A 19,542-nucleotide genomic window follows, 5' to 3' on the forward strand; every position below is an offset into this window, starting at 1 on the left:
ATAATCGTCGACCCCCGCCCACGGAATTGCCTTACCGATGTATCAGCCTGGCCAACGTTGGATCTCCACTGCCGAACCCGAGCTTGGTCTCGGTACCATCCTGCGCGTGGAAGGGCGTGGCGTACAGGTGCTGTTTGCCAAGGCGGGGGTGTTGCGTCCGTACGCGTCGGACAGCGCGCCGCTGGTGCGTGCGGAGTTTCGCGCCGGCCAGCGCGTGGCCGGCAAGGGCCTGGCTTTCCTGGTCGAGCGCGTGGAAGTGCGCGAAGGGTTGTTCGTTTACCGTGGCGAGGGCCGTGAACTGGAGGAAGGCCAGCTCGACGACGAACAAAGCGTCTCGCAGGCCGACGACCGCCTGATCGGCGGCCGCACCGACCCCGTCGATCGTTTCGACCTGCGCCTGGAAGCACTGCAACGCCACGCCGCGGCGCGGCGCTCGCCCTCGTGGGGATTGCAGTCCGCACGCATTGGCCTGGTGCCGCACCAGTTGCGCGTAGCCGGTATCGCCGCAGCCCGCCGCCCGCCGCGTGTGTTGCTGGCCGATGAAGTAGGCCTGGGCAAAACCATCGAGGCCGGCATGATCGTTGCCCGCCAGTTGGCCGCCGGCCGCAGCGGCCGTGTGCTGGTACTGGTGCCCGACACCCTGGTTTACCAATGGTTCGTCGAATTGCTGCGTCGTTTCAACCTGGCCTTCGCCATCTTCGACGAAGACCGCTGCGAAGCCATAGAGCAGTCCGGCGATGGCCGCAATCCCTTTGAAGACGAACAGCTCGTCATCGCCGACTTCGCCTTCCTCGAGCAGCATCCCAAGCGAGCCGCGCAGCTACGCGATGCCGCCTGGGATCTGGTGGTGGTGGATGAAGCCCACCATCTGGAGTGGTCGCCCGAGGGCGCAAGTCCGCGCTACGAACTGGCCCAGGCGCTGGCGGCGTCCTCCCCCGGGGTGATCCTGCTCACAGCCACTCCCGAGCAATTGGGCCGCACGGGCCACTTCGCCCGCCTGCGCCTGCTCGATCCGCAGCGCTACCACTCACTGGAGGCCTACCTCGGGGAAGCGGACGGCTTCCACGAACTGTCCGAGGTCGCCAACACGCTGGTGGAAGGATCAAAGCTATCCGACGTGCAGCGCAACTTGCTCGCCAAGCGCTTCGCCAACGATTCGCAGATGCTGGCGGCGCTGGACAACAAAGACGCCTCGCGCGAAATCCTCGCCGCCCTGATCGACCGCCACGGCACCGGCCGCGTGATGTTCCGCAACCGTCGTGCCGGTATCGGCGGTTTTCCCTCACGCAAACCTGAAATCGAGGTACTCGAGGCCGACGGGCTGGACGAGACGCGAAAGCAGGCGTTGCTGGCCGAATTCCGGGCCGATGCGCAGCAACCGCCCGGCCCTCTCGAACCAGACTACGCCGACGATCCCCGCCTGGCGGCGCTGGTGCGCCTGCTCGAGACCCATCCGGACGACAAGTTCCTGCTGATCTGCCGCAGCCAGGCCAAGGTGGTTGCCCTGGAAGAAGCGCTGCGCACCCGGAGCGGCGTGGGCGTAGCACGCTTCCACGAAGGCTTGGGCATCGTGCAGCGCGATCGCAACGCAGCGTTCTTCGCCTCCGAGGGCGGGGCACGGCTGCTGCTGTGCTCGGAAATCGGCTCGGAAGGCCGGAACTTCCAGTTCGCCCACCGGTTGGTGCTATGGGACCTTCCGCTGGATCCGGACCTGCTCGAACAGCGCATTGGACGCCTGGATCGCATCGGCCAGAAGCACGACATCATCATCCACGTGCCGGTGGTGGCGGACAGCGCGCAACACGTGCTGGCCCGCTGGTATGACGAAGGGCTCGATGCCTTCCGATCCAGCCCCGCCGATGGCCGTGAATTGCTGCGCCGGTTTGGCAGCGACCTGTCCCGCCTGGCCGACGAGCATGCGCGGGGCGTGGACAACCGCGACCAGGAGCTCGATGCGCTGATCATGGAAACGCGCGGCGTCCACGCGGAGCTCTCGGCGCTGATCCAGTCCGGTCGCGATCATCTGCTGGAACTGGCTTCAAGCCGAGACCTGCACGCGGACGACCTTGCCGGCGCCTTCGCCGCGGACGATGACGATGCCGGCCGTGACGCCTTCATCCATCGGTTGTTCGAGCACTTCGGTGTGCACTCGGAGGAACTGGCCCGCGACATCACCCTGCTCGACCCGCAATACCTTTCCACTGACGGCCTGCCCGGCTTCGAGGACGGCCCGGTATCGATTACCGGCTCACGGGAGCTGGCCCTGGCCCGCGAGGAACTGCCGCTGCTACGCCTTGACCACCCGATGGTGGCCTCGGCCGTCGACCTGATGGTCGGTGGCGAGACCGGCAACGCCGCTTTCATGGTGGACGACGTATTGCCCGCGCGCACCGCGTTGCTGCAGGCGGTGTATGTGGTGGAATGCGTGGCCGACTGCAAGCTCGATGCCGAGCGATTCCTGCCCGCCACGCCGATTGTCTACACGGTGGATACCCGCCTGGCTGAGCGGACCAACTTCGCGCCGAGCGATGTCGGCATGCGCCGCGCCGCCGACCGCAACATCGAGGTGCTGCGCTACCGGAAGTTCCTTGGCAAGCTGGTGCCGCCGATGCTGGAAAAGGCCGAGGCTCTGGCAAAGGCACAGGCGGACGGCCTGATGGCAGCGGCGGTCGAGGCCGCGCGCACGGAGCTCGATGGTGAAGTCGGGCGCCTTGCCGCCCTACGCGCGGTGAACCCGTCGATCAGCGAGGCTGAGATTACCGCCGTTAGCGCCGAACGCGATGCCCTGCTCGCCGCCCTGCCCGCGGCACGCATGCGGCTGGACGCCGTGCGCTTCGTGGTGAGCGGCGATTTCCTGGCGCTTAAATAGTCGTTGCCATCCCGCCTGACTTGCGCACGATCAGCATGGCCATCTCCAGCGCCTGCTCGTAATTCAGGCGCGGATCCACCATCGACTTGTACGCGCGCTCCAGGCCGATTTCATCGAGCCCGCGCGCACCGCCGGTGCACTCGGTGACGTCCTCGCCGGTAAGCTCCAGGTGCACGCCACCCAGGCGCGTGCCGGCGGCCGCGTGGATGTCGAAGGCCTGGTCCAGCTCACCGCTGATGTTGGCGAAGCGACGCGTCTTGTAGCCGTTGCTGGTGGACTCGGTATTGCCGTGCATCGGATCGGCCACCCACAGCACGCGGCGTCCTTCGGACTTCACCGCATCGAGCAGCGGCGGTAGTCCCTCGGCAATGCCTGTGTTGCCCATGCGGTGGATCAGGGTGAGGCGGCCGGGCTCGTCGGTCGGATTGAGTACATCTACCAGGCGCATGAGTTGGTCGGGCTTCACTGACGGACCGATCTTTACCGCAATCGGGTTTCGGATGCCGCGGAAGTATTCGGTGTGCGCGCCATCGAGCGCTGCGGTGCGCATGCCGATCCAGGGGAAGTGCGTGGACATGTTGAACCAGCCCCACTGGCGCGGCACCTGGCGGGTGAGCGCCTGTTCGTAGTGCAGCAGCAGGGCTTCATGCGAGGTGTAGAAATCAACCCGCTGGTAGCTGTTGATCGACTGGCCGGCGAGGGTCTCCATGAAGCGCAGGGAATCGCCGATGCTTGCCACCATGCGGCGGTATTCGGCGGCCAGCGGAGAATGTTCCACCCAGGCCAGGTCCCAGTATTCGGGATGGTGAAGGTCGGCAAAGCCGCCGTCGATCAGCGCGCGGACGAAGTTCATCGTCATCGCCGAGCGGGCATGGGCCTTGATCAGGCGGCGCGGATCGGCCCGGCGGGCGGCGGGGGTGAAGTCCGGGCTGTTGATGAGGTCGCCGCGGAAGGCCGGCAGGGTGACGCCATCGCGGGTTTCGGTATCTGCCGAACGAGGCTTGGCGTACTGCCCGGCGAAGCGGCCCACGCGCAGCACCGGGCGCTTCAATCCGTGCACCAGTACCAGGCTCATCTGCAGCAGCACCTTGAGCCGGTTGGAGATGATCGGGCTGGTGCAGTCAGCGAAACTCTCGGCACAATCGCCACCCTGCAACAGGAAGCGTTTGCCTTCCTGCGCCTCGGCCAGGCGCTCCTTGAGGGTGAGTACTTCCCATGAGGTGACCAGCGGTGGCAGCTGCCCCAGTTCGGCCAGCGCGTCACGAAGTTCAGCTGCGTCTTCATAGGCCGGCTGTTGGAGCGCAGTGCGCTCCGCCCAGGATTCCGGGGCCCATTGGGCGGCTTCGTTCACGGGATGCAGTTTCATAAGCGGCTGGCCTGTAGCGGACGTATCGTGTTGCGGTTGCGGCGGGTACTGGGCAGTACGGCCCAGATGGAAAGCACGACGAACCAAAGGAGGGTCCATGCCGGCATCGGCAGGCCCAGGATGGGTTCGATCTTGGCGCATTCACCCGAACCGGTGAAGGCGAGCTTGAACATCTTGAGCAGTGGGAATGTATCCCACAGGTAAGCCAGCCCAGGCCCACAGGAGGGCACTTCAGAAGCTGGCAGGCTCTGCAGCCAGAGGTGGCGCGCGGCCACGACGATACCGGCAAGGCCGCCCAATACCGCGAGCGTCGCGTACACCTTGCGGCCACCGCCTGCAGGACCATGCAAGGCCCCGATCAGGAAGAACAAGCCCATGAAGCACACGGCGACGCGCTGGAAGATGCATAACGGACATGGATCGAGGTTCATCACGTACTGCGCATACAGGGCGAAGCCCATCAAGCCGGCACAAACGACAAAACCGATGGCGTAACGGGAGCGAAAGGACCAGGCAAGGGGGTTCATAGGGTCATGATGCAGTGCGGGATAGCCACGTTACGCGCAAGGGCGCGATGAGGGAAGGCCCATCTTCAAGCGTTACAAATGAAACAATCGCCGTAAAGCAAAAGCCCCGGCAGGTTTCCCGGCCGGGGCTTTGCGTTTGAAGAACGCGTTTCAGGCGTTATTCGGCGTCGACAGCCTCGACCTGCGGGCGATCGACCAGTTCCACATACGCCATCGGCGCATTGTCACCCGGGCGGAAGCCGCACTTGAGAATGCGCAGATAACCACCTGCGCGTTCGCGATAACGGGGACCAAGTTCGACGAAGAGCTTACCGACGGCCTGCTTGTCGCGCAGACGCGCGAAAGCAAGACGACGATTGGCAACGCCATCGTTCTTGGCCAGGGTGATCAGCGGTTCAGCGACGCGACGCAGTTCCTTGGCCTTGGGCAAGGTCGTGCGGATCAGCTCGTGCTTTACCAGCGAGGAGGCCATGTTACGGAACATGGCTTCACGATGGCTGCTCGTGCGATTGAGTTTGCGTCCGGATTTTTGGTGGCGCATGGTCTTGTTCCAGTTCTAAAGAGGGCTAAGCGGGCTTAGCCCAGCTGCATGCCGTGCGAGAGGCCCGGCGGCGGCCAGTTTTCCAGTTTCATGCCGAGGGCGAGTCCACGACCGCCCAGCACGTCCTTGATTTCGGTAAGCGACTTCTTGCCCAGGTTCGGGGTCTTGAGCAGCTCCACTTCGGTCTTCTGAACCAGATCGCCGATGTAGTAGATGCTCTCGGCCTTCAGGCAGTTGGCCGAACGAACGGTGAGCTCGAGGTCGTCGATCGGACGCAGCAGCAGCGGATCGAAACCGCCCTTCTCCGCCTTGCTGGTGTCGCTTTCACGGCGCGAGAAATCGCCGAACACGCCCAGCTGGTCGTTGATGATCTCAGCGGCCTTGCGGACCGCGTCTTCGGCGCCGATGGTGCCGTTGGTCTCGATGTCCAGCACGAGCTTATCGAGGTTGGTGCGCTGCTCAACGCGAGCGGCGTCCACTTCGTAGGCAACGCGCAGGACCGGTGCGAACGACGCATCCAGCTGCAGGCGGCCGATCGGACGGGTGTCATCGTCCGGGTGCTGGCGCGCGCTGGCCGGCTGGTAGCCGACGCCACGACGCACCTTCAGGCGCATGTTGAGGGCGACATCCTTGGTCAGGTGGCAGATCACATGCTCGGGGTTGACGATCTCCACCGAGTGATCGACGGCGATGTCGCCGGCGGTGACCACGCCCTTGCCCTTCTTCGACAGCGTGAGGGTGACCTCATCGCCGCTATGCTGGCGGATCGCCACGTCCTTCAGGTTCAGCAGGACTTCGATCACGTCCTCCTGCAGACCCTCGAGCGTGGTGTACTCGTGCAGCACGCCGTCGATTTCAACTTCGACGATCGCGCTACCAGGGATGGACGAGAGCAGCACGCGACGCAGCGCGTTGCCCAGGGTGTGGCCGAAGCCACGCTCGAGCGGCTCGACCACGACCTTGGCGCGATTCGCACCAAGCATTTCGACGGTGAGGCCGCGGGGCCGCAGCACACTAGTTGAAGAAACTGCCATGCAAGGCTCCGGTGAATTACTTCGAGTAAAGCTCGACGATCAGCGCTTCGTTGATGTCGGCCGGCAGATCACCGCGGTCCGGCACGGACTTGAAGGTCCCCGCGAACTTCTTGGCATCCACTTCGACCCACATCGGGCGGAGGTCCATCGTGTCATACACGGTGGCCGCTTCCTGCACGCGCAGCTGCGTCCTGGCACGCTCGGTCAAGGTGACTTCGTCACCCGGGCGAACGTGGAAAGAGGGGACATTGACCTTCTTGCCGTTGACCACGATAGCCTTGTGCGAGACAAGCTGGCGGGCCTGGGCGCGGGTGACCGCGAAGCCCATACGGTAGACGACATTGTCCAGACGCTGTTCCAGCAGGCGCAGCAGGTTTTCACCCGTATTGCCCTTCTGGGTCGACGCCTTGGTGTAATAGTTCGAGAACTGGCGCTCAAGCACGCCGTAGATGCGCTTGACCTTCTGCTTCTCACGCAGCTGCACGGCGTAGTCGGACAGGCGGGCGCGCTTGTTGGCGCCATGCTGGCCGGGCTTGTTTTCCAGCTTGCACTTCGAATCCAGCGCGCGCGCCGGGCTCTTCAAACCGAGATCCGCACCTTCGCGACGGGCGAGTTTGCAGGTAGGTCCACGATAACGGGCCATAGTGGTCTCCTTAGACTCGACGCTTCTTGGGGGGACGGCAGCCGTTATGCGGAATCGGCGTGACATCGATAATGTTGAGCACCTTGTAACCCAGGGCATTCAACGAGCGGACGGCGGATTCGCGACCCGGGCCGGGGCCCTTGATGCGAACCTCGACCGTCTTCACACCGTAATCGCCGGCGGCGCGACCGGCTTTCTCGGCGGCGACCTGGGCAGCGAACGGGGTGGACTTACGCGAACCGCGGAAACCCGCGCCGCCAGCCGTCGCCCACGATAGGGCATTGCCCTGTCGGTCGGTGATGGTGACGATAGTGTTGTTGAAGGAAGCCTGCACGTGAGCCACGGCATCCGTGACAACGCGCTTGATCTTCTTCTTGGTTTTAACCGGCTTAGCCATAATGGAATCCGTTACTTCTTGATCGGGCGACGCGGACCCTTGCGGGTGCGTGCATTGGTACGCGTGCGCTGACCGCGCACCGGCAGGCCACGACGGTGGCGAAGGCCTCGGTAGCAGCCCAGGTCCATCAGGCGCTTGACGGCCATGCCAATCTCACGCCGGAGGTCGCCCTCGACGGTGTACTTGGCGATCTCGGCGCGAATCTTCTCGACTTCGCCCTCGCTAAGCGACTTGATCTGGGTGGTCGGGGTGACACCCGCGTCCACGCAGACCTGCTTGGCCCGGCTACGGCCGATGCCGTAAATGCTCTGCAAACCGACCCAGACATGCTTCTGGACCGGCAAATTGACACCCGCGATGCGCGCCATGATGTTCTATCTCCGATGCGTTTCGTGCGCGGTAAACGCGCAATTCTAACCTGAATTGAATCAAACGGAAAGCCCTGCGGCCCTAAGGCCACTGCCCTCCACGGTTTTTGGAGGCCTGCGCCGCGATCAGCTGCGGCGCAAGTTGGACTTCTTAAGCAAACTCTCATACTGGTGGCTGACCAGGTGTGCCTGCACCTGTGCAGTGAAGTCCATCACCACGACCACCACGATCAGCAGCGATGTGCCACCGAAATAGAACGGCACGTGCCACAGGTTCTGCATGAACGTCGGCACCAGGCAGACCAGCACCAGGTACAGCGCGCCCACACCGGTAAGGCGGGTCATCACGGCATCGATGTACTCCCCGGTGGCGCGACCCGGGCGGATGCCTGGGATCAGCGCGCCGGAGCGCTTGAGGTTGTCCGCGGTTTCCTGCGAGTTGAAGACGATCGCCGTGTAGAAGAAGGCGAACGCGATCACCAGCAGGGCGAACACGAGGTCGTGAACCGGCTCACCCTGGCTCAGCGCCGTGGTGAGGTACTGCAGCCAGCGGGACTGATGGGACTTGTCCAGCCAGTTGGCGGCGGTTGCCGGGAAAAGCAATAGGCTCGAAGCGAAGATCGGCGGAATGACACCCGACATGTTGATCTTCAGCGGCAGATGGGAGGTCTGGTTCATATACGCGCGCTGGCCACCCTGGCGTCGTGCGTAATTGACCGTGATCCGCCGCTGTCCCCGCTCCATGAACACCACGAAGGCAATCGTGGCCAGCATCACCACCACCACCATGATCAGGCGCAGCGGGGTGAGTTCGTTGTTCGAGGCCATGGTCAGGGTGTGCGCCACGGCGCCCGGAAGCCCCGCCACGATACCGGCAAAAATCAACAGCGAGATGCCGTTACCGATGCCGCGCTCGGTGATCTGCTCACCCAGCCACATCAGGAACATGGTGCCGGCCGTAAGGCCAACCACCGCCGACATCACGAATCCGGCGCCCGGCAGGTACACCACCGGTACACCCGAACCCTGGGCCACCTGGCCCTGGAACCCCACCGCCAGCATGAACGCCTGGAAGGCGGCCAGGCCGACGGTACCGAAACGCGTGTACATGGTCATCTTGCGACGGCCGGCCTCGCCTTCCTTGCGCAGCTGCGCCAGGGAGGGAATGACCGAGCCCATCATCTGCACCACGATCGATGCCGAGATGTAGGGCACCACGCCCAGCGCGAAGATCGAGAAGCGGGCCAGGGCGCCGCCCGAGAACATGTTGAACATGCCCATCAGACCGCCGCCCTGTTCCACCAGGCGGGTCATCGCCTCTGGATTGACGCCCGGGACCGGGATGAACGAGCCCAGGCGGAAGACGACCAGCGCACCTATCACAAAGAAGATGCGCTGACGAAGTTCCGTCAGCTTGCCCAGCGAGCCGAGCGTATTGCCCTGAGCTCCGGCCACGCGACTACTCCACGCTTCCGCCGGCAGCCTCAATGGCTGCCTTGGCGCCGGCGGTGGCAAGGAGCCCCGTCGTTTTGATCTTGCGGCCGATCTCGCCCTTGGCGACGATCTTGACCTTCTTGGCGCGGCTATCCACCAGGCCTGCTGCGTGCAGCGTGACCAGATCGAACGTGTCGCCCTTGAGGTTGGCTAGCTGGTACAGGAATACCTGCTGGGTCTCGACCTTCTTGTGCGAACGGAAGCCGACCTTGGGCAGGCGGCGCTGCAGCGGCATCTGGCCGCCTTCGAAACCGACGCGGTGGGTGTTGCCGGCGCGGGCGTGCTGGCCCTTGTGGCCACGGCCAGCCGTCTTGCCCATGCCCGAACCGATACCGCGAGCCACGCGAAGGCGGGACTTGCGGGCGCCCTTGCCGGGCTTGATGTCATTCAGACGCATGATTTACTCCTCGACCCGAACCAGGTAGTAGACCGTATTGATGAGGCCACGGACCTGGGGGGAATCCTTCAATTCGCTCACGCTGTTGAGCTTGCCCAGGCCCAGGGCCTTGACGCTCAGACGGTGGCGGCCCTGGACGCCGCGCAGGCCCTTGACCAGGCGCACGCGCACGGTGCCGGCAGCAGCGGCGGCTTCGTTCTTCTTAGCCATTACCCAGCACCTCTTCGATCGTCTTGCCACGCTTGGCGGCGATGCGCTTCGGCGATGCGACGGCCTGCAGACCCTTGATCGTCGCGCGGACGAGGTTGATCGGGTTACGCGAGCCGACGGCCTTGGCGAGCACGTCCTTCACGCCGACCACTTCGAGGACAGCGCGCATGGCGCCGCCGGCGATGACGCCGGTACCCTGGGAAGCGGGCTGCATGTAGACGCGGGCAGCACCGTGGTTAGCCTTGATGGCGTACCACAGCGTGCCCTGGTTCAGTTCAATCGTGACCATGTTGCGACGGGCGCGCTCCATAGCCTTGGAAATGGCGACCGGCACTTCGCGTGCCTTGCCATAACCAAAACCGACGCGGCCTTCGCCGTCGCCAACAACAGTCAGCGCGGTGAAGCTCATCTGGCGGCCACCCTTGACGGTCTTGGCCACGCGGTTGACGGCGATAAGCTTTTCAAGCATGCCGTCCGAATTTTCGCGATCTGTCGAGGACATCTCTTTTCCTGATAGCCCGGAATGATAGTTAGCCGGGACTTCTGTTTACGGCTCGGTCGCCGCTTGGAGTTGTAGGAGCTAAATCGGGCGACACCGGCCCCGAAAGGCCGATGTCGTTGCCTGACGCCTCTTAGAACTTGAGGCCGGCTTCACGAGCCGCATCGGCCAGAGCCTTGATGCGACCGTGGTAACGGAAACCGGAGCGATCGAACGCGACTGCTTCGATACCGGCGGCCTTGGCGCGCTCGGCAACGATGCGGCCAACGGTGGTCGCGGCTTCCATGTTCTTCGTACCCTTCAGACCCTCGGCAACCGCGGACTGCACGGTCGAGGCGGCTGCCACGACGGTACCGTTCGGTGCGAAGACCTGGGCGTAGATGTGCTGACCGGTGCGGTGCACGCTCAGGCGATGAACCGCGAGCTCACGGATGTGAGAGCGGGTCGACTTGGCGCGGCGCAGGCGGGAATCGTTCTTGTTCATCGTATTACTCCAGAAAGCGGATAGACCGATTAGGCCTTCTTGGCTTCCTTCAGGATGATCTTCTCGCCCGCGTAACGGACGCCCTTGCCCTTGTAAGGCTCCGGCGAACGGAAAGCACGGATCTTCGCCGCCGTCTGACCGACGAGCTGCTTGTCAGCGCCCTTGATCAGGATTTCGGTCTGCGTCGGGACTTCGATCGTGATGCCTTCCGGCGCCTCGAAGACGACCGGGTGCGAGAAGCCGAGCGACAGGTTGACGGCCTTGCCGGCAAGCTGTGCGCGGTAACCCACGCCGACCAGCTCGAGCTTCTTCTCGAAACCCGCGGTAACGCCCTGGACCATGTTGGCGACAACGGCGCGAGCCGTACCACCGAACTTATCGTCGGCGCCCTCGGCGAGAACGACGGTGGCGACGCCATTATCCTGCTGGAACGTAACGCCCGGCAGTTCGTGGGTCGTCAGCGTGCCCTTCGGGCCCTTGACGGAGACAGTACCGTTGGCGATCGAGATCTCGACGCCCTTCGGCAGATTGATAGGCAACTTGGCTACACGTGACATACGGGACTCCTTACGCCACCTGGCCGATGACTTCGCCGCCAAGACCCTTAGCACGGGCCTGAGCGTCGGTCAGGAGACCGGCGGAAGTCGAGATGATGGAGATGCCCAGGCCGCCGAGGACCTTCGGCAGCTCGTCCTTGCCGCGGTAGACGCGGAGACCGGAACGGCTGACACGGGAGATGGTTTCGATGGCCGGAAGGCCTTCGAAGTACTTCAGCTTGATCTCGAGGACCGGCTTGCCCGCTTCATCAGCGGAACGGGCGTCGAGGATATAACCCTCTTTCTGCAGGAGCTGCGCGAGGGCCAGCTTCATTTTCGACGACGGCATACGTACAACCGCTTTGCCAGATGCCTGGCCATTACGGATGCGCGTAAACAGATCGGCGATGGGATCAGTCATGCTCATAAGAAAACCCTTGAGAGTGCACCGATATCCGAATTACCGGAAATCTTCAAATTGTAAAGCCGACAGAAGTCGGTCTGCGTTGCGCAGACCGACGACTATAACAGCTTGCCCCGCCAATGGCGAGTTTTTTACCAGCTAGCCTTACGCAGGCCCGGCACATCGCCGCGCATGGTGGCTTCACGAAGCTTGTTGCGACCAAGGCCGAACTTGCTGTAAACGCCACGCGGGCGGCCGGTCAGGGCGCAGCGGTTACGCTGGCGCGCCGGGCTGGCATCACGCGGGAGCTTCTGCAGCTTCGTCTGGGCTTCCATCTTTTCCTCATACGAGGCAGTGGAGCTCAGGACGACCGCCTTCAGTTCGGCACGCTTGGTAGCGAACTTCTTGACGAGCTTGGTGCGCTTAACATCGCGCTGGATCATCGAGGTCTTAGCCATGTTCTACCTGTAATCAGTTGCGGAACGGGAAGCTGAAAGCTTCCAGCAGCGCCTTGGCTTCTTCGTCGGTCTTGGCGGTGGTGGTGATGGAAATATCCATACCGCGCAGCGCATCAACCTGATCGAAGTCGATTTCCGGGAAAATGATCTGTTCCTTGATGCCGAAGTTGTAGTTACCGCGGCCATCGAAAGCACGGCCCGAGACACCACGGAAGTCGCGCGTACGCGGCAGCGAGATGTTGATCAGGCGATCCAGGAATTCCCACATCTGGGCACGACGCAGCGTGACCTTGCAGCCGATCGGCCAACCGTCACGGATCTTGAACGAAGCGACCGACACGCGGGCCTTCGTCGTGATCGGCTTCTGGCCGGCGATCTTGGTCATATCGGCGACCGCGTTCTCGAGGATCTTCTTGTTACCGGCGGCTTCGCCGACGCCCATGTTGAGCGTGATCTTCGAGATGCGCGGGACTTCCATGACGTTCTGGTAACCGAAGCGCTCAGTGAGCTTCGACATTACCGACTCTTTGTAAAACGTTTCAAGGCGGGTCATGACTTCGGTTCCTTACGCGTCGACGACTTCGCCAGAACGGAACACGCGCACTTTGCGCCCGTCCTCGAGCGTCTTGGTGCCAGCGCGCTCGCCCTTGTTCGTGGCGGAGTTGAAGAGCTGTACGTTGGAGATATGGATCGAAGCTTCACGCTCGACGATACCGCCAGGCTGGTTGGCCTGGGGGTTCGGCTTGGTGTGACGCTTGACGAGGTTGACGTTCGAGACGACAACGCGCTCTCCGTCGACACGCAGCACGTCGCCGCGCTGTCCCTTGTTCTTGCCGGTGGTGACTACGACGTTGTCACCCTTGCGGATACGGTTCATGTCTGGCCTCCGCTCAGAGCACTTCAGGCGCGAGCGAGACGATCTTCATGAACTTCTCGGTGCGCAGCTCGCGGGTGACCGGCCCGAAAATACGGGTACCGATCGGCTCGAGCTTATTGTTGAGGAGGACAGCTGCGTTACCGTCGAAACGGATAACGGAGCCATCGGCGCGGCGAACACCCTTGGCGGTACGAACCACCACGGCATTGTAAACCTCGCCCTTCTTGACCTTACCGCGAGGAATGGCGTCCTTGATGGTCACCTTGATGACATCACCAACGCTGGCGTAACGGCGCTTGGAGCCGCCGAGCACCTTGATGCACATCATTTCCTTCGCGCCGCTGTTGTCAGCTGCGGAAAGCGTGCTCTGTACCTGAATCATGGCAGCTCTCCTTAGACTTCAGCGCGCGTGATGATTTCGACCACGCGGTGATGCTTGGTCTTCGACAGCGGACGGCATTCCGCGATGCGCACCAGGTCACCTTCGTTCGCACCGGTCTCGTCATGTGCGTGAAGCTTCGTGGAGCGACGGATGATCTTGCCGAGCAGCCAATGCTGCACCTGGCGCTCGATCAGCACGGTCACGGTCTGGTTCATTTTGTTGCTGATGACGCGACCCGTAAGGGTACGCGCGGTCTTCTTGATTTCGCTCATGTCCGCCGTCCTTACTTCTTAGCGCCGAGCACGAATTTCGTGCGGGCGATGTCACGCCGAACGCGGCGCAGCTGGTGCGGCTGGGTGAGCTGACCGGAGCCTTTCTGCATGCGCAGATTGAACTGCTCCTTGCGAAGGTCCAGCAGATCCTGCTTGAGCTCGTCCGCCGACTTCTGGTTGATATCTTTGCTGGCCATTACATCACCGCCCTGGAGACGAACTGAGTCTGCACGGACAGCTTGGCTGCCGCCAGGCGGAACGCTTCGCGTGCCGTCGTCTCGTCGACACCTTCGATTTCATAAAGCATGCGGCCAGGCTGGATCGGGGCGACCCAGAACTCGACGCTACCCTTACCCGCACCCATTCGAACTTCGATGGGCTTACGGGTGATCGGCTTGTCCGGGAACACGCGGATCCAGAGCTTGCCGCCACGCTTGACGAAGCGCGTGATGCAACGACGGGCCGCTTCGATCTGACGTGCGGTCAACTGACCGTGCGTCGTCGCCTTGAGGCCGTACTCGCCGAAGCTCACGAGGTTGGAGTTGAATGCAAGGCCGTCATTACGACCCTTATGCATCTTGCGGTACTTGGTACGCTTAGGTTGCAACATGGCAACACTCCTTACTTGGCCGTCCGCTCGCGGCGGTTTTCACCACCATCGCGACGCGACTGCTGAGGCTGCTGTTCTTCCTTCGACTCGGCGGTAGCTGCTGCCAGATCGAAGATCTCGCCCTTATAGACCCATACCTTGACACCGATGATGCCGTACTGGGTCTTGGCTTCGGCGGTGCCGTAGTCGATGTCCGCACGCAGGGTGTGCAGCGGAACGCGACCTTCACGGGACCACTCGGAGCGGGCGATCTCGGCGCCATTCAGACGGCCGGAGACGTTGATCTTGATGCCCAGGGCACCGAGGCGCATCGCGTTACCGACCGAGCGCTTCATGGCGCGGCGGAACATGATGCGACGCTCGAGCTGCTGAGCAATCGACTCGGCTACAAGCTGGGCGTCGAGCTCCGGCTTACGGACTTCGCTGACGTTGATGTGCGTCGGAACGCCCATCATGTCGGTGACTTCCTTACGCAGCTTCTCAATGTCCTCGCCCTTCTTGCCGATCACCACGCCCGGACGGGCGGTGTGAATCGTCACGCGGGCGGTCTTGGCCGGACGCTCGATCTGGATCTTCGAGATACCGGCAGCGGCGAGCTTCTTGCGGAGCATCTCGCGGACCTTGAGGTCAGCTGCGAGATAGACCGCATATTCGCCCTTATTGGCGTACCACTTCGAGTTCCAATCCTTGGCAATGCCGAGGCGGATACCGGTGGGATGTACTTTATGACCCATCGTGTCTTACCCCAGTCAGTTGCCAACAACCACAGTAACGTGGCTGGTGCGCTTCAGGATGCGCGAACCGCGGCCTTTGGCGCGGGCGTACATACGCTTCATCGCCGGACCTTCGTCTACGAAGATACGGACGACCTTCAGCTCGTCCACGTCGGCGCCGAGATTGTTTTCGGCGTTGGCGACGGCGGAGAGCAGCACCTTGCGAACAAGGTGAGCGGCCTTCTTGTTGGTAAAGGCGAGCACGTCGCTGGCTCGGCCCACGGGCATACCGCGGACCAGGTCAGCCACCAGGCGTGCCTTCTGCGCCGAAATGCGGGCGCTGCGCAGGATCGCTTTGGCTTCAGTGCTCATCACTTGCCCTTCTTGTCGCCGGCGTGGCCCTTGTACGTGCGGGTCACCGCGAACTCGCCGAGCTTATGCCCGACCATGTTCTCGTTGATCAACACAGGCACGTGCTGGCGGCCGTTGTGGATGGCGATGGTCAGACCGACCATCTCCGGCAGGATCATCGAACGACGCGACCAGGTCTTGATCGGACGCTTGTTATTGGCGGAAACGGCGGCTTCCACCTTTTTCACGAGGTGCAGGTCGACAAACGGACCTTTTTTTAGAGAGCGCGGCATGATCGTTTCCTAATTACTTGCGACGACGCACGATGAACTGCTGGGTGCGCTTGTTGTTACGCGTCTTGTAACCCTTGGTCGGGGTACCCCACGGGCTGACCGGGTGACGGCCGCCAGAGGTCTTGCCTTCACCACCGCCATGCGGATGGTCGACCGGGTTCATCACCACGCCGCGAACCGTCGGACGGATACCCGCCCAGCGCTTCTTACCGGCCTTGCCGAGCTTGCGCAGGCTGTGCTCCGAGTTGCCGACTTCACCAATGGTGGCGCGGCATTCAACCGGGACGCGACGCATTTCGCCGGAGCGAAGACGCAGCGTTGCATAACCCTGCTCACGAGCGACCAGCTGGACCGATGCACCGGCGGAACGCGCAATCTGCGCACCCTTGCCCGGCTTCATCTCGATGCAGTGGATCGTCGAACCGACCGGGATCGAACGAAGCGGCAGGCAGTTGCCCGGCTTGATCGGGGAGTCGGAGCCCGACACGAGACGGTCACCCACCGCCACGCCCTTCGGCGCGATGATGTAGCGGCGCTCGCCATCGGCGTAGCACAGCAGCGCGATGTGCGCGGTGCGGTTCGGGTCGTATTCAAGACGCTCGACAACGGCGGCAATGCCTTCCTTGTCGCGCTTGAAATCGATGATGCGGTATGCCTGCTTATGACCGCCGCCGCGATGACGCGTGGTGATGCGACCGTAGTGGTTGCGGCCACCCGTCTTCGACTGCGATTCGGTCAGGGGCGCGTAAGGTGCGCCCTTGTGCAGACCTTCGGTCCGCACGCTGACAGCGTCGCGGCGTCCCGGGGAGGTCGGCTTGTGAGTGATCAGTGCCATCTCAATTCAACTCCTGGCTCAGGCCTTGGCCGACACGTCGATCGTGTGACCGTCGGCGAGGCGCACGTAGGCTTTGCGCTTGCCCTGGCGGTTGCCAGTGCGAAAGCGGAACGACTTGACCTTGCCCTTTGTGTTGACGAGGTTCACGTCCACGACTTTGACGTCGAAGAGGTGTTCCACCGCTGCACGGACATCGGCCTTGGTCGCTTCAGGCGCCACGACGAAAACGTACTGGTTGTTCTCAGCAAGGCGAGCCGACTTCTCAGAGATGTGCGGCGCGCGAAGCGTATTGAGCGTGCGTTCAGTGCTCATGCGAGCCACTCCTCGACTTTCTTGACCGCGTCCACCGTCATGACGACGAAGTCGCTACCGACGAGGCTGACCGGATTCAGGGCCAGAACGTCGACGACGTGGATGTACGGAATATTGCGAGCGGACAGGTAGAGCGCTTCGGTGGCATCTTCCGACACCAGCAGCACACGACCCTTGACTTCGAGCTGGGCCAGCTTGGCGATCATGCCCTTGGTGCTCGGGGCTTCGATCGACAGCTCGGGGACAACCTTCAGGCGACCCTGGCGGGTCAGCTCGGCAACGATCGAACGGATCGCCACACGATAAGCCTTGCGGTTGACCTTCTGCTCGAAGCTACGCGGCTTCGCTGCGAACGTCCTACCACCACCGACAAAGATCGGAGCGCGGTAATCGCCGTGGCGAGCGCCGCCGCCCTTCTGCTTCTTGAACTTCTTGGTCGTACCGGACATCTGACCGCGAGACAGCTGAGCCTTCGTACCGGCACGGCCAGCCGCCTGATAGGCGGTGACAACCTGGTGCACGAGGGCCTTCTTGTACTCGCCGCCGAACACTTCGTCCGACACGGTGAGCGCCTTGGCGCCAATAACGTTGAGTTCCATGGCGTCTCTCCTCAGCCCTTGGTCGTCGGACGAATCACGACGTCACCGCCCGGCGCGCCAGGGACTGCGCCCTTGACTGCGATCAGGTGGCGCTCGGCGTCGACCTTGACAACTTCGAGACCCTGCTGGGTGCGGTTGACCGCGCCCATGTGGCCCGACATCTTCTTACCAGGAAACACGCGACCCGGCGTCTGGCGCTGACCGATCGAGCCAGGGGCGCGATGCGACAGCGAGTTACCGTGAGTAGCATCGCCCATCTTGAAATGGTGACGCTTGATGGTGCCCTGGAAACCCTTACCCTTCGACACGCCTGCGACGTCGACCGTCTGACCGACGGTGAACACGTCGTCAGCCTTGATCTCGGTGCCGATCGCGTACTTGCCTGCGTCTTCCGCGGACACGCGGAATTCCCACAGGCCGCGACCCGGCTCAACCTTGGCCTTGGCGTAGTGACCCTTTGCGGGGGCCGTCAGCAGCGACGCGCGCTTGACGCCGGTCGTAACCTGCACCGCGCTGTAGCCGTCGTTTTCTTCGGTCTTCACCTGCGTCACACGATTCGGGGTCGCTTCAATCAGCGTCACCGGAATCGAGCGGCCGTCTTCGGTGAAGAGCCGGCTCATGCCGCATTTGCGGCCAACTAGTCCGATACTCATCTTCGTATCCTTTATTCCGCTCAGCCGAGCTTGATCTGCACGTCAACGCCAGCCGCAAGATCGAGCTTCATGAGCGCGTCCACGGTTTTGTCGTTGGGGTCGATGATGTCAAGAACGCGCTTGTGAGTACGGGTTTCGTACTGGTCGCGGGCATCTTTATCGACGTGCGGCGACACCAGAATGGTGTAGCGCTCAATCTTGGTCGGCAGGGGGATCGGGCCGAGGACCGTAGCGCCGGTGCGCTTGGCCGTCTCGACGATCTCGCTGGCCGAACGATCGATCAGACGATGATCGAACGCCTTGAGCCGAATGCGAATCTTTTGGTTCGCCATAAAAACCGTGTCCTGTTATCGAAAGAACGTTCTTGTGATTCGGAATGGCTTCTCGCCACCCCGCACAACCCATTTACCTAACTACGGGTGCCGCAACGGGCCACCCTGGAACGGTAAAACCGCCCGGAATGACCCGAAAAAGTCAGGCAGACCGAGTTATCGGCCTGCCCAGACAGAAAAGTATAGAATACACAACGAATTGGGTCAACAGAGCTTCCGCCCCGTGGCCCGTTGGCACTCTATCCGGCATCCTTGCCTGCGAACTCGAAGCACATTCCGTGCACCTCATTTCGCTGTGTGTCGGCGCCTTCAGAAGGCACTCGACCGATATAACCCGACGAATATATCTGATCAGAAAGAAAAAAGGAAGTCCTTTTTTCATATGTACGCGTAGGAGCCGATTCATCGACGAAAAGGACATGTGGGAGCCGCTTCAGCGGCGATAGCCAGGTCGCTGCCCCCATCGCCGGCATAGCCGGCTCCCACAAAGAGCCAAAAAAAACGGAGGCCCTAAGGCCTCCGCTTCTTCGATACCCGGGCAGGTCGCCCTGCCCTGGCGATCGCTCTTACTTGTTGATCTTCGCCACGACGCCGGCGCCGACGGTACGACCGCCTTCACGGATGGCGAAGCGCAGACCTTCTTCCATGGCGATGGGAGCCAGCAGGCGCACCGTGATCGACACGTTGTCACCCGGCAGAACCATTTCCTTGCCTTCCGGCAGCTCGATCGTGCCCGTCACGTCCGTCGTGCGGAAGTAGAACTGGGGACGATAGCCCTGGAAGAACGGGGTGTGACGACCGCCCTCATCCTTGGACAGCACGTACACTTCGGCCGTGAAGTCGGTGTGCGGGGTGATCGAACCCGGCTTGGCCAGAACCTGGCCGCGCTCGACGTCTTCACGCTTGGTGCCGCGCAACAGAATACCGACGTTGTCACCCGCTTGGCCCTGGTCCAGCAGCTTGCGGAACATTTCCACGCCCGTGCACGTCGTCTTCACCGTCGGCTTGATACCGACGATTTCGATTTCCTCGCCGACCTTCACAATGCCGCGCTCGATACGGCCCGTGACCACCGTGCCGCGACCCG

31 protein-coding genes are annotated in these 19,542 nt (G+C 62.6%); 1 reads left to right on the forward strand and 30 read right to left on the reverse strand.

The genetic code is table 11. The annotated features are described in order from the left end of the window. Positions 1 to 37: 37 nt before the first annotated feature. Positions 38 to 2,869: an RNA polymerase-associated protein RapA gene (rapA, locus tag VGM61_RS17285; protein WP_331524145.1), complete on the forward strand. Its 2,832-nt coding sequence runs from the start codon at positions 38 to 40 to the stop codon at positions 2,867 to 2,869. Here the strand turns inward: rapA and VGM61_RS17290 are convergent. The 30 genes from VGM61_RS17290 to VGM61_RS17435 form a co-directional block, all read right to left on the reverse strand. Next, complete coding sequence (locus VGM61_RS17290; RefSeq protein WP_331524146.1) at positions 2,862 to 4,235, reverse strand: class II 3-deoxy-7-phosphoheptulonate synthase; 1,374 nt, start codon at positions 4,233 to 4,235, stop codon at positions 2,862 to 2,864. The genes rapA and VGM61_RS17290 overlap by 8 nt on opposite strands. Further along, the gene (locus VGM61_RS17295) at positions 4,232 to 4,762 is read right to left on the reverse strand and encodes a disulfide bond formation protein B (RefSeq protein WP_331524147.1); all 531 of its coding nucleotides are present in this window, start codon (positions 4,760 to 4,762) and stop codon (positions 4,232 to 4,234) included. Before VGM61_RS17295 ends, VGM61_RS17290 begins: the two co-directional genes overlap by 4 nt. Before the next feature lie 157 nt (positions 4,763 to 4,919). Then, positions 4,920 to 5,303 (reverse strand): 50S ribosomal protein L17, encoded by a 384-nt coding sequence (gene rplQ / locus VGM61_RS17300; protein ID WP_324350501.1) that lies wholly within the window; start codon positions 5,301 to 5,303, stop codon positions 4,920 to 4,922. Between the two features lie 35 nt (positions 5,304 to 5,338). Next, a complete protein-coding gene (locus VGM61_RS17305) occupies positions 5,339 to 6,337 on the reverse strand; it encodes a DNA-directed RNA polymerase subunit alpha (protein WP_331524148.1) in 999 nt (332 codons plus the stop codon). 16 nt (positions 6,338 to 6,353) lie between these two features. Beyond that, positions 6,354 to 6,980 (reverse strand): 30S ribosomal protein S4, encoded by a 627-nt coding sequence (gene rpsD / locus VGM61_RS17310; RefSeq protein WP_331524149.1) that lies wholly within the window; start codon positions 6,978 to 6,980, stop codon positions 6,354 to 6,356. Between the two features lie 10 nt (positions 6,981 to 6,990). Then, a complete protein-coding gene (rpsK, locus tag VGM61_RS17315) occupies positions 6,991 to 7,377 on the reverse strand; it encodes a 30S ribosomal protein S11 (protein ID WP_007513384.1) in 387 nt (128 codons plus the stop codon). A gap of 11 nt (positions 7,378 to 7,388) precedes the next feature. Further along, the gene (gene rpsM, locus VGM61_RS17320; protein WP_331524150.1) at positions 7,389 to 7,745 is read right to left on the reverse strand and encodes a 30S ribosomal protein S13; all 357 of its coding nucleotides are present in this window, start codon (positions 7,743 to 7,745) and stop codon (positions 7,389 to 7,391) included. Between the two features lie 126 nt (positions 7,746 to 7,871). Further along, positions 7,872 to 9,200: a preprotein translocase subunit SecY gene (gene secY / locus VGM61_RS17325; RefSeq protein ID WP_331524151.1), complete on the reverse strand. Its 1,329-nt coding sequence runs from the start codon at positions 9,198 to 9,200 to the stop codon at positions 7,872 to 7,874. Between the two features lie 4 nt (positions 9,201 to 9,204). After that, positions 9,205 to 9,636 (reverse strand): 50S ribosomal protein L15, encoded by a 432-nt coding sequence (gene rplO, locus VGM61_RS17330; RefSeq protein WP_331524152.1) that lies wholly within the window; start codon positions 9,634 to 9,636, stop codon positions 9,205 to 9,207. A 3-nt stretch (positions 9,637 to 9,639) separates the two neighbouring features. After that, positions 9,640 to 9,846 carry a 50S ribosomal protein L30 gene (rpmD, locus tag VGM61_RS17335; protein ID WP_331524153.1) on the reverse strand — a complete coding sequence of 69 codons (207 nt, stop codon included), beginning with the start codon at positions 9,844 to 9,846 and terminating at the stop codon, positions 9,640 to 9,642. Then, positions 9,839 to 10,348 (reverse strand): 30S ribosomal protein S5, encoded by a 510-nt coding sequence (gene rpsE, locus VGM61_RS17340; RefSeq protein WP_046967240.1) that lies wholly within the window; start codon positions 10,346 to 10,348, stop codon positions 9,839 to 9,841. The genes rpmD and rpsE overlap by 8 nt, the downstream gene beginning before the upstream one ends. A 130-nt stretch (positions 10,349 to 10,478) precedes the next feature. Next, positions 10,479 to 10,829, reverse strand: a complete 351-nt coding sequence (gene rplR, locus VGM61_RS17345) for a 50S ribosomal protein L18 (RefSeq protein ID WP_063570889.1) — start codon at positions 10,827 to 10,829, stop codon at positions 10,479 to 10,481. Positions 10,830 to 10,858: 29 nt separating this feature from the next. Then, the gene (rplF, locus tag VGM61_RS17350) at positions 10,859 to 11,386 is read right to left on the reverse strand and encodes a 50S ribosomal protein L6 (protein ID WP_063570888.1); all 528 of its coding nucleotides are present in this window, start codon (positions 11,384 to 11,386) and stop codon (positions 10,859 to 10,861) included. A gap of 10 nt (positions 11,387 to 11,396) precedes the next feature. Further along, positions 11,397 to 11,792 (reverse strand): 30S ribosomal protein S8, encoded by a 396-nt coding sequence (gene rpsH / locus VGM61_RS17355; protein ID WP_063570887.1) that lies wholly within the window; start codon positions 11,790 to 11,792, stop codon positions 11,397 to 11,399. A gap of 128 nt (positions 11,793 to 11,920) precedes the next feature. Continuing rightward, positions 11,921 to 12,226 carry a 30S ribosomal protein S14 gene (gene rpsN, locus VGM61_RS17360; protein WP_063570886.1) on the reverse strand — a complete coding sequence of 102 codons (306 nt, stop codon included), beginning with the start codon at positions 12,224 to 12,226 and terminating at the stop codon, positions 11,921 to 11,923. Between the two features lie 13 nt (positions 12,227 to 12,239). Continuing rightward, positions 12,240 to 12,779, reverse strand: coding sequence for a 50S ribosomal protein L5 (rplE, locus tag VGM61_RS17365; RefSeq protein ID WP_046967245.1), 540 nt, complete (start codon positions 12,777 to 12,779; stop codon positions 12,240 to 12,242). 12 nt (positions 12,780 to 12,791) lie between these two features. Beyond that, entirely contained in the window at positions 12,792 to 13,103 is a 312-nt protein-coding gene (gene rplX / locus VGM61_RS17370; RefSeq protein ID WP_063570885.1) for a 50S ribosomal protein L24, read from the reverse strand. Between the two features lie 13 nt (positions 13,104 to 13,116). Next, positions 13,117 to 13,485 (reverse strand): 50S ribosomal protein L14, encoded by a 369-nt coding sequence (gene rplN, locus VGM61_RS17375; RefSeq protein ID WP_063570884.1) that lies wholly within the window; start codon positions 13,483 to 13,485, stop codon positions 13,117 to 13,119. Positions 13,486 to 13,496: 11 nt separating this feature from the next. After that, a complete protein-coding gene (gene rpsQ, locus VGM61_RS17380) occupies positions 13,497 to 13,757 on the reverse strand; it encodes a 30S ribosomal protein S17 (RefSeq protein WP_063570883.1) in 261 nt (86 codons plus the stop codon). 11 nt (positions 13,758 to 13,768) lie between these two features. Then, on the reverse strand, positions 13,769 to 13,954 hold the full coding sequence (gene rpmC / locus VGM61_RS17385; protein ID WP_046967249.1) for a 50S ribosomal protein L29: 186 nt from the start codon (positions 13,952 to 13,954) through the stop codon (positions 13,769 to 13,771). Continuing rightward, entirely contained in the window at positions 13,954 to 14,367 is a 414-nt protein-coding gene (gene rplP / locus VGM61_RS17390; RefSeq protein WP_046967250.1) for a 50S ribosomal protein L16, read from the reverse strand. Before rplP ends, rpmC begins: the two co-directional genes overlap by 1 nt. A gap of 11 nt (positions 14,368 to 14,378) precedes the next feature. After that, the gene (gene rpsC, locus VGM61_RS17395; RefSeq protein ID WP_063570882.1) at positions 14,379 to 15,101 is read right to left on the reverse strand and encodes a 30S ribosomal protein S3; all 723 of its coding nucleotides are present in this window, start codon (positions 15,099 to 15,101) and stop codon (positions 14,379 to 14,381) included. A gap of 15 nt (positions 15,102 to 15,116) precedes the next feature. Continuing rightward, entirely contained in the window at positions 15,117 to 15,452 is a 336-nt protein-coding gene (gene rplV, locus VGM61_RS17400) for a 50S ribosomal protein L22 (RefSeq protein ID WP_046967252.1), read from the reverse strand. Then, positions 15,452 to 15,724: a 30S ribosomal protein S19 gene (rpsS, locus tag VGM61_RS17405; RefSeq protein WP_029213892.1), complete on the reverse strand. Its 273-nt coding sequence runs from the start codon at positions 15,722 to 15,724 to the stop codon at positions 15,452 to 15,454. The genes rplV and rpsS overlap by 1 nt, the downstream gene beginning before the upstream one ends. Positions 15,725 to 15,737: 13 nt before the next feature. Further along, positions 15,738 to 16,559 carry a 50S ribosomal protein L2 gene (rplB, locus tag VGM61_RS17410; protein ID WP_046967253.1) on the reverse strand — a complete coding sequence of 274 codons (822 nt, stop codon included), beginning with the start codon at positions 16,557 to 16,559 and terminating at the stop codon, positions 15,738 to 15,740. An 18-nt stretch (positions 16,560 to 16,577) separates the two neighbouring features. Next, a complete protein-coding gene (gene rplW, locus VGM61_RS17415; RefSeq protein WP_046967254.1) occupies positions 16,578 to 16,871 on the reverse strand; it encodes a 50S ribosomal protein L23 in 294 nt (97 codons plus the stop codon). Next, positions 16,868 to 17,470: a 50S ribosomal protein L4 gene (gene rplD / locus VGM61_RS17420; protein ID WP_107912698.1), complete on the reverse strand. Its 603-nt coding sequence runs from the start codon at positions 17,468 to 17,470 to the stop codon at positions 16,868 to 16,870. Before rplD ends, rplW begins: the two co-directional genes overlap by 4 nt. An 11-nt stretch (positions 17,471 to 17,481) precedes the next feature. Next, positions 17,482 to 18,123 (reverse strand): 50S ribosomal protein L3, encoded by a 642-nt coding sequence (gene rplC, locus VGM61_RS17425; protein ID WP_107912699.1) that lies wholly within the window; start codon positions 18,121 to 18,123, stop codon positions 17,482 to 17,484. 20 nt (positions 18,124 to 18,143) lie between these two features. After that, positions 18,144 to 18,455 carry a 30S ribosomal protein S10 gene (gene rpsJ, locus VGM61_RS17430; RefSeq protein WP_036140140.1) on the reverse strand — a complete coding sequence of 104 codons (312 nt, stop codon included), beginning with the start codon at positions 18,453 to 18,455 and terminating at the stop codon, positions 18,144 to 18,146. A gap of 566 nt (positions 18,456 to 19,021) precedes the next feature. Beyond that, a partial coding sequence (locus tag VGM61_RS17435; RefSeq protein WP_331524157.1) for an EF-Tu/IF-2/RF-3 family GTPase occupies positions 19,022 to 19,542 on the reverse strand: 521 nt, incomplete at its 5' end.

Origin of the sequence: Pinirhizobacter sp. (genome assembly GCF_036499745.1) — a bacterium.
Taxonomy (GTDB): domain Bacteria; phylum Pseudomonadota; class Gammaproteobacteria; order Xanthomonadales; family Rhodanobacteraceae; genus Pinirhizobacter.

Bases quoted from the DNA above. Each gene is read 5' to 3' on its own strand.
- rplR (WP_063570889.1), bottom strand. From the start codon at position 10,829: ATGAACAAGAACGATTCCCGCCTGCGCCGCGCCAAGTCGACCCGCTCT.
- rpsH (WP_063570887.1), bottom strand. From the start codon at position 11,792: ATGAGCATGACTGATCCCATCGCCGATCTGTTTACGCGCATCCGTAAT.
- rpsJ (WP_036140140.1), bottom strand. From the start codon at position 18,455: ATGGCGAACCAAAAGATTCGCATTCGGCTCAAGGCGTTCGATCATCGT.
- VGM61_RS17305 (WP_331524148.1), bottom strand. From the start codon at position 6,337: ATGGCAGTTTCTTCAACTAGTGTGCTGCGGCCCCGCGGCCTCACCGTC.
- rpsQ (WP_063570883.1), bottom strand. From the start codon at position 13,757: ATGAGCGAAATCAAGAAGACCGCGCGTACCCTTACGGGTCGCGTCATC.
- rapA (WP_331524145.1), top strand. From the start codon at position 38: ATGTATCAGCCTGGCCAACGTTGGATCTCCACTGCCGAACCCGAGCTT.
- rpsK (WP_007513384.1), bottom strand. From the start codon at position 7,377: ATGGCTAAGCCGGTTAAAACCAAGAAGAAGATCAAGCGCGTTGTCACG.
- rpmC (WP_046967249.1), bottom strand. From the start codon at position 13,954: ATGGCCAGCAAAGATATCAACCAGAAGTCGGCGGACGAGCTCAAGCAG.
- rpsC (WP_063570882.1), bottom strand. From the start codon at position 15,101: ATGGGTCATAAAGTACATCCCACCGGTATCCGCCTCGGCATTGCCAAG.
- rplN (WP_063570884.1), bottom strand. From the start codon at position 13,485: ATGATTCAGGTACAGAGCACGCTTTCCGCAGCTGACAACAGCGGCGCG.
- rpsN (WP_063570886.1), bottom strand. From the start codon at position 12,226: ATGGCTAAGACCTCGATGATCCAGCGCGATGTTAAGCGCACCAAGCTC.
- rplX (WP_063570885.1), bottom strand. From the start codon at position 13,103: ATGAACCGTATCCGCAAGGGTGACAACGTCGTAGTCACCACCGGCAAG.
- rpsS (WP_029213892.1), bottom strand. From the start codon at position 15,724: ATGCCGCGCTCTCTAAAAAAAGGTCCGTTTGTCGACCTGCACCTCGTG.
- rplV (WP_046967252.1), bottom strand. From the start codon at position 15,452: ATGAGCACTGAAGCCAAAGCGATCCTGCGCAGCGCCCGCATTTCGGCG.
- rplC (WP_107912699.1), bottom strand. From the start codon at position 18,123: ATGAGTATCGGACTAGTTGGCCGCAAATGCGGCATGAGCCGGCTCTTC.
- rplF (WP_063570888.1), bottom strand. From the start codon at position 11,386: ATGTCACGTGTAGCCAAGTTGCCTATCAATCTGCCGAAGGGCGTCGAG.
- rpsD (WP_331524149.1), bottom strand. From the start codon at position 6,980: ATGGCCCGTTATCGTGGACCTACCTGCAAACTCGCCCGTCGCGAAGGT.
- rplO (WP_331524152.1), bottom strand. From the start codon at position 9,636: ATGCGTCTGAATGACATCAAGCCCGGCAAGGGCGCCCGCAAGTCCCGC.
- rplW (WP_046967254.1), bottom strand. From the start codon at position 16,871: ATGAGCACTGAACGCACGCTCAATACGCTTCGCGCGCCGCACATCTCT.
- rplE (WP_046967245.1), bottom strand. From the start codon at position 12,779: ATGACCCGCCTTGAAACGTTTTACAAAGAGTCGGTAATGTCGAAGCTC.
- rplD (WP_107912698.1), bottom strand. From the start codon at position 17,470: ATGGAACTCAACGTTATTGGCGCCAAGGCGCTCACCGTGTCGGACGAA.
- rplP (WP_046967250.1), bottom strand. From the start codon at position 14,367: ATGTTGCAACCTAAGCGTACCAAGTACCGCAAGATGCATAAGGGTCGT.
- rplQ (WP_324350501.1), bottom strand. From the start codon at position 5,303: ATGCGCCACCAAAAATCCGGACGCAAACTCAATCGCACGAGCAGCCAT.
- VGM61_RS17295 (WP_331524147.1), bottom strand. From the start codon at position 4,762: ATGAACCCCCTTGCCTGGTCCTTTCGCTCCCGTTACGCCATCGGTTTT.
- rpsM (WP_331524150.1), bottom strand. From the start codon at position 7,745: ATGGCGCGCATCGCGGGTGTCAATTTGCCGGTCCAGAAGCATGTCTGG.
- rpmD (WP_331524153.1), bottom strand. From the start codon at position 9,846: ATGGCTAAGAAGAACGAAGCCGCCGCTGCTGCCGGCACCGTGCGCGTG.
- rplB (WP_046967253.1), bottom strand. From the start codon at position 16,559: ATGGCACTGATCACTCACAAGCCGACCTCCCCGGGACGCCGCGACGCT.
- VGM61_RS17290 (WP_331524146.1), bottom strand. From the start codon at position 4,235: ATGAAACTGCATCCCGTGAACGAAGCCGCCCAATGGGCCCCGGAATCC.
- rpsE (WP_046967240.1), bottom strand. From the start codon at position 10,348: ATGTCCTCGACAGATCGCGAAAATTCGGACGGCATGCTTGAAAAGCTT.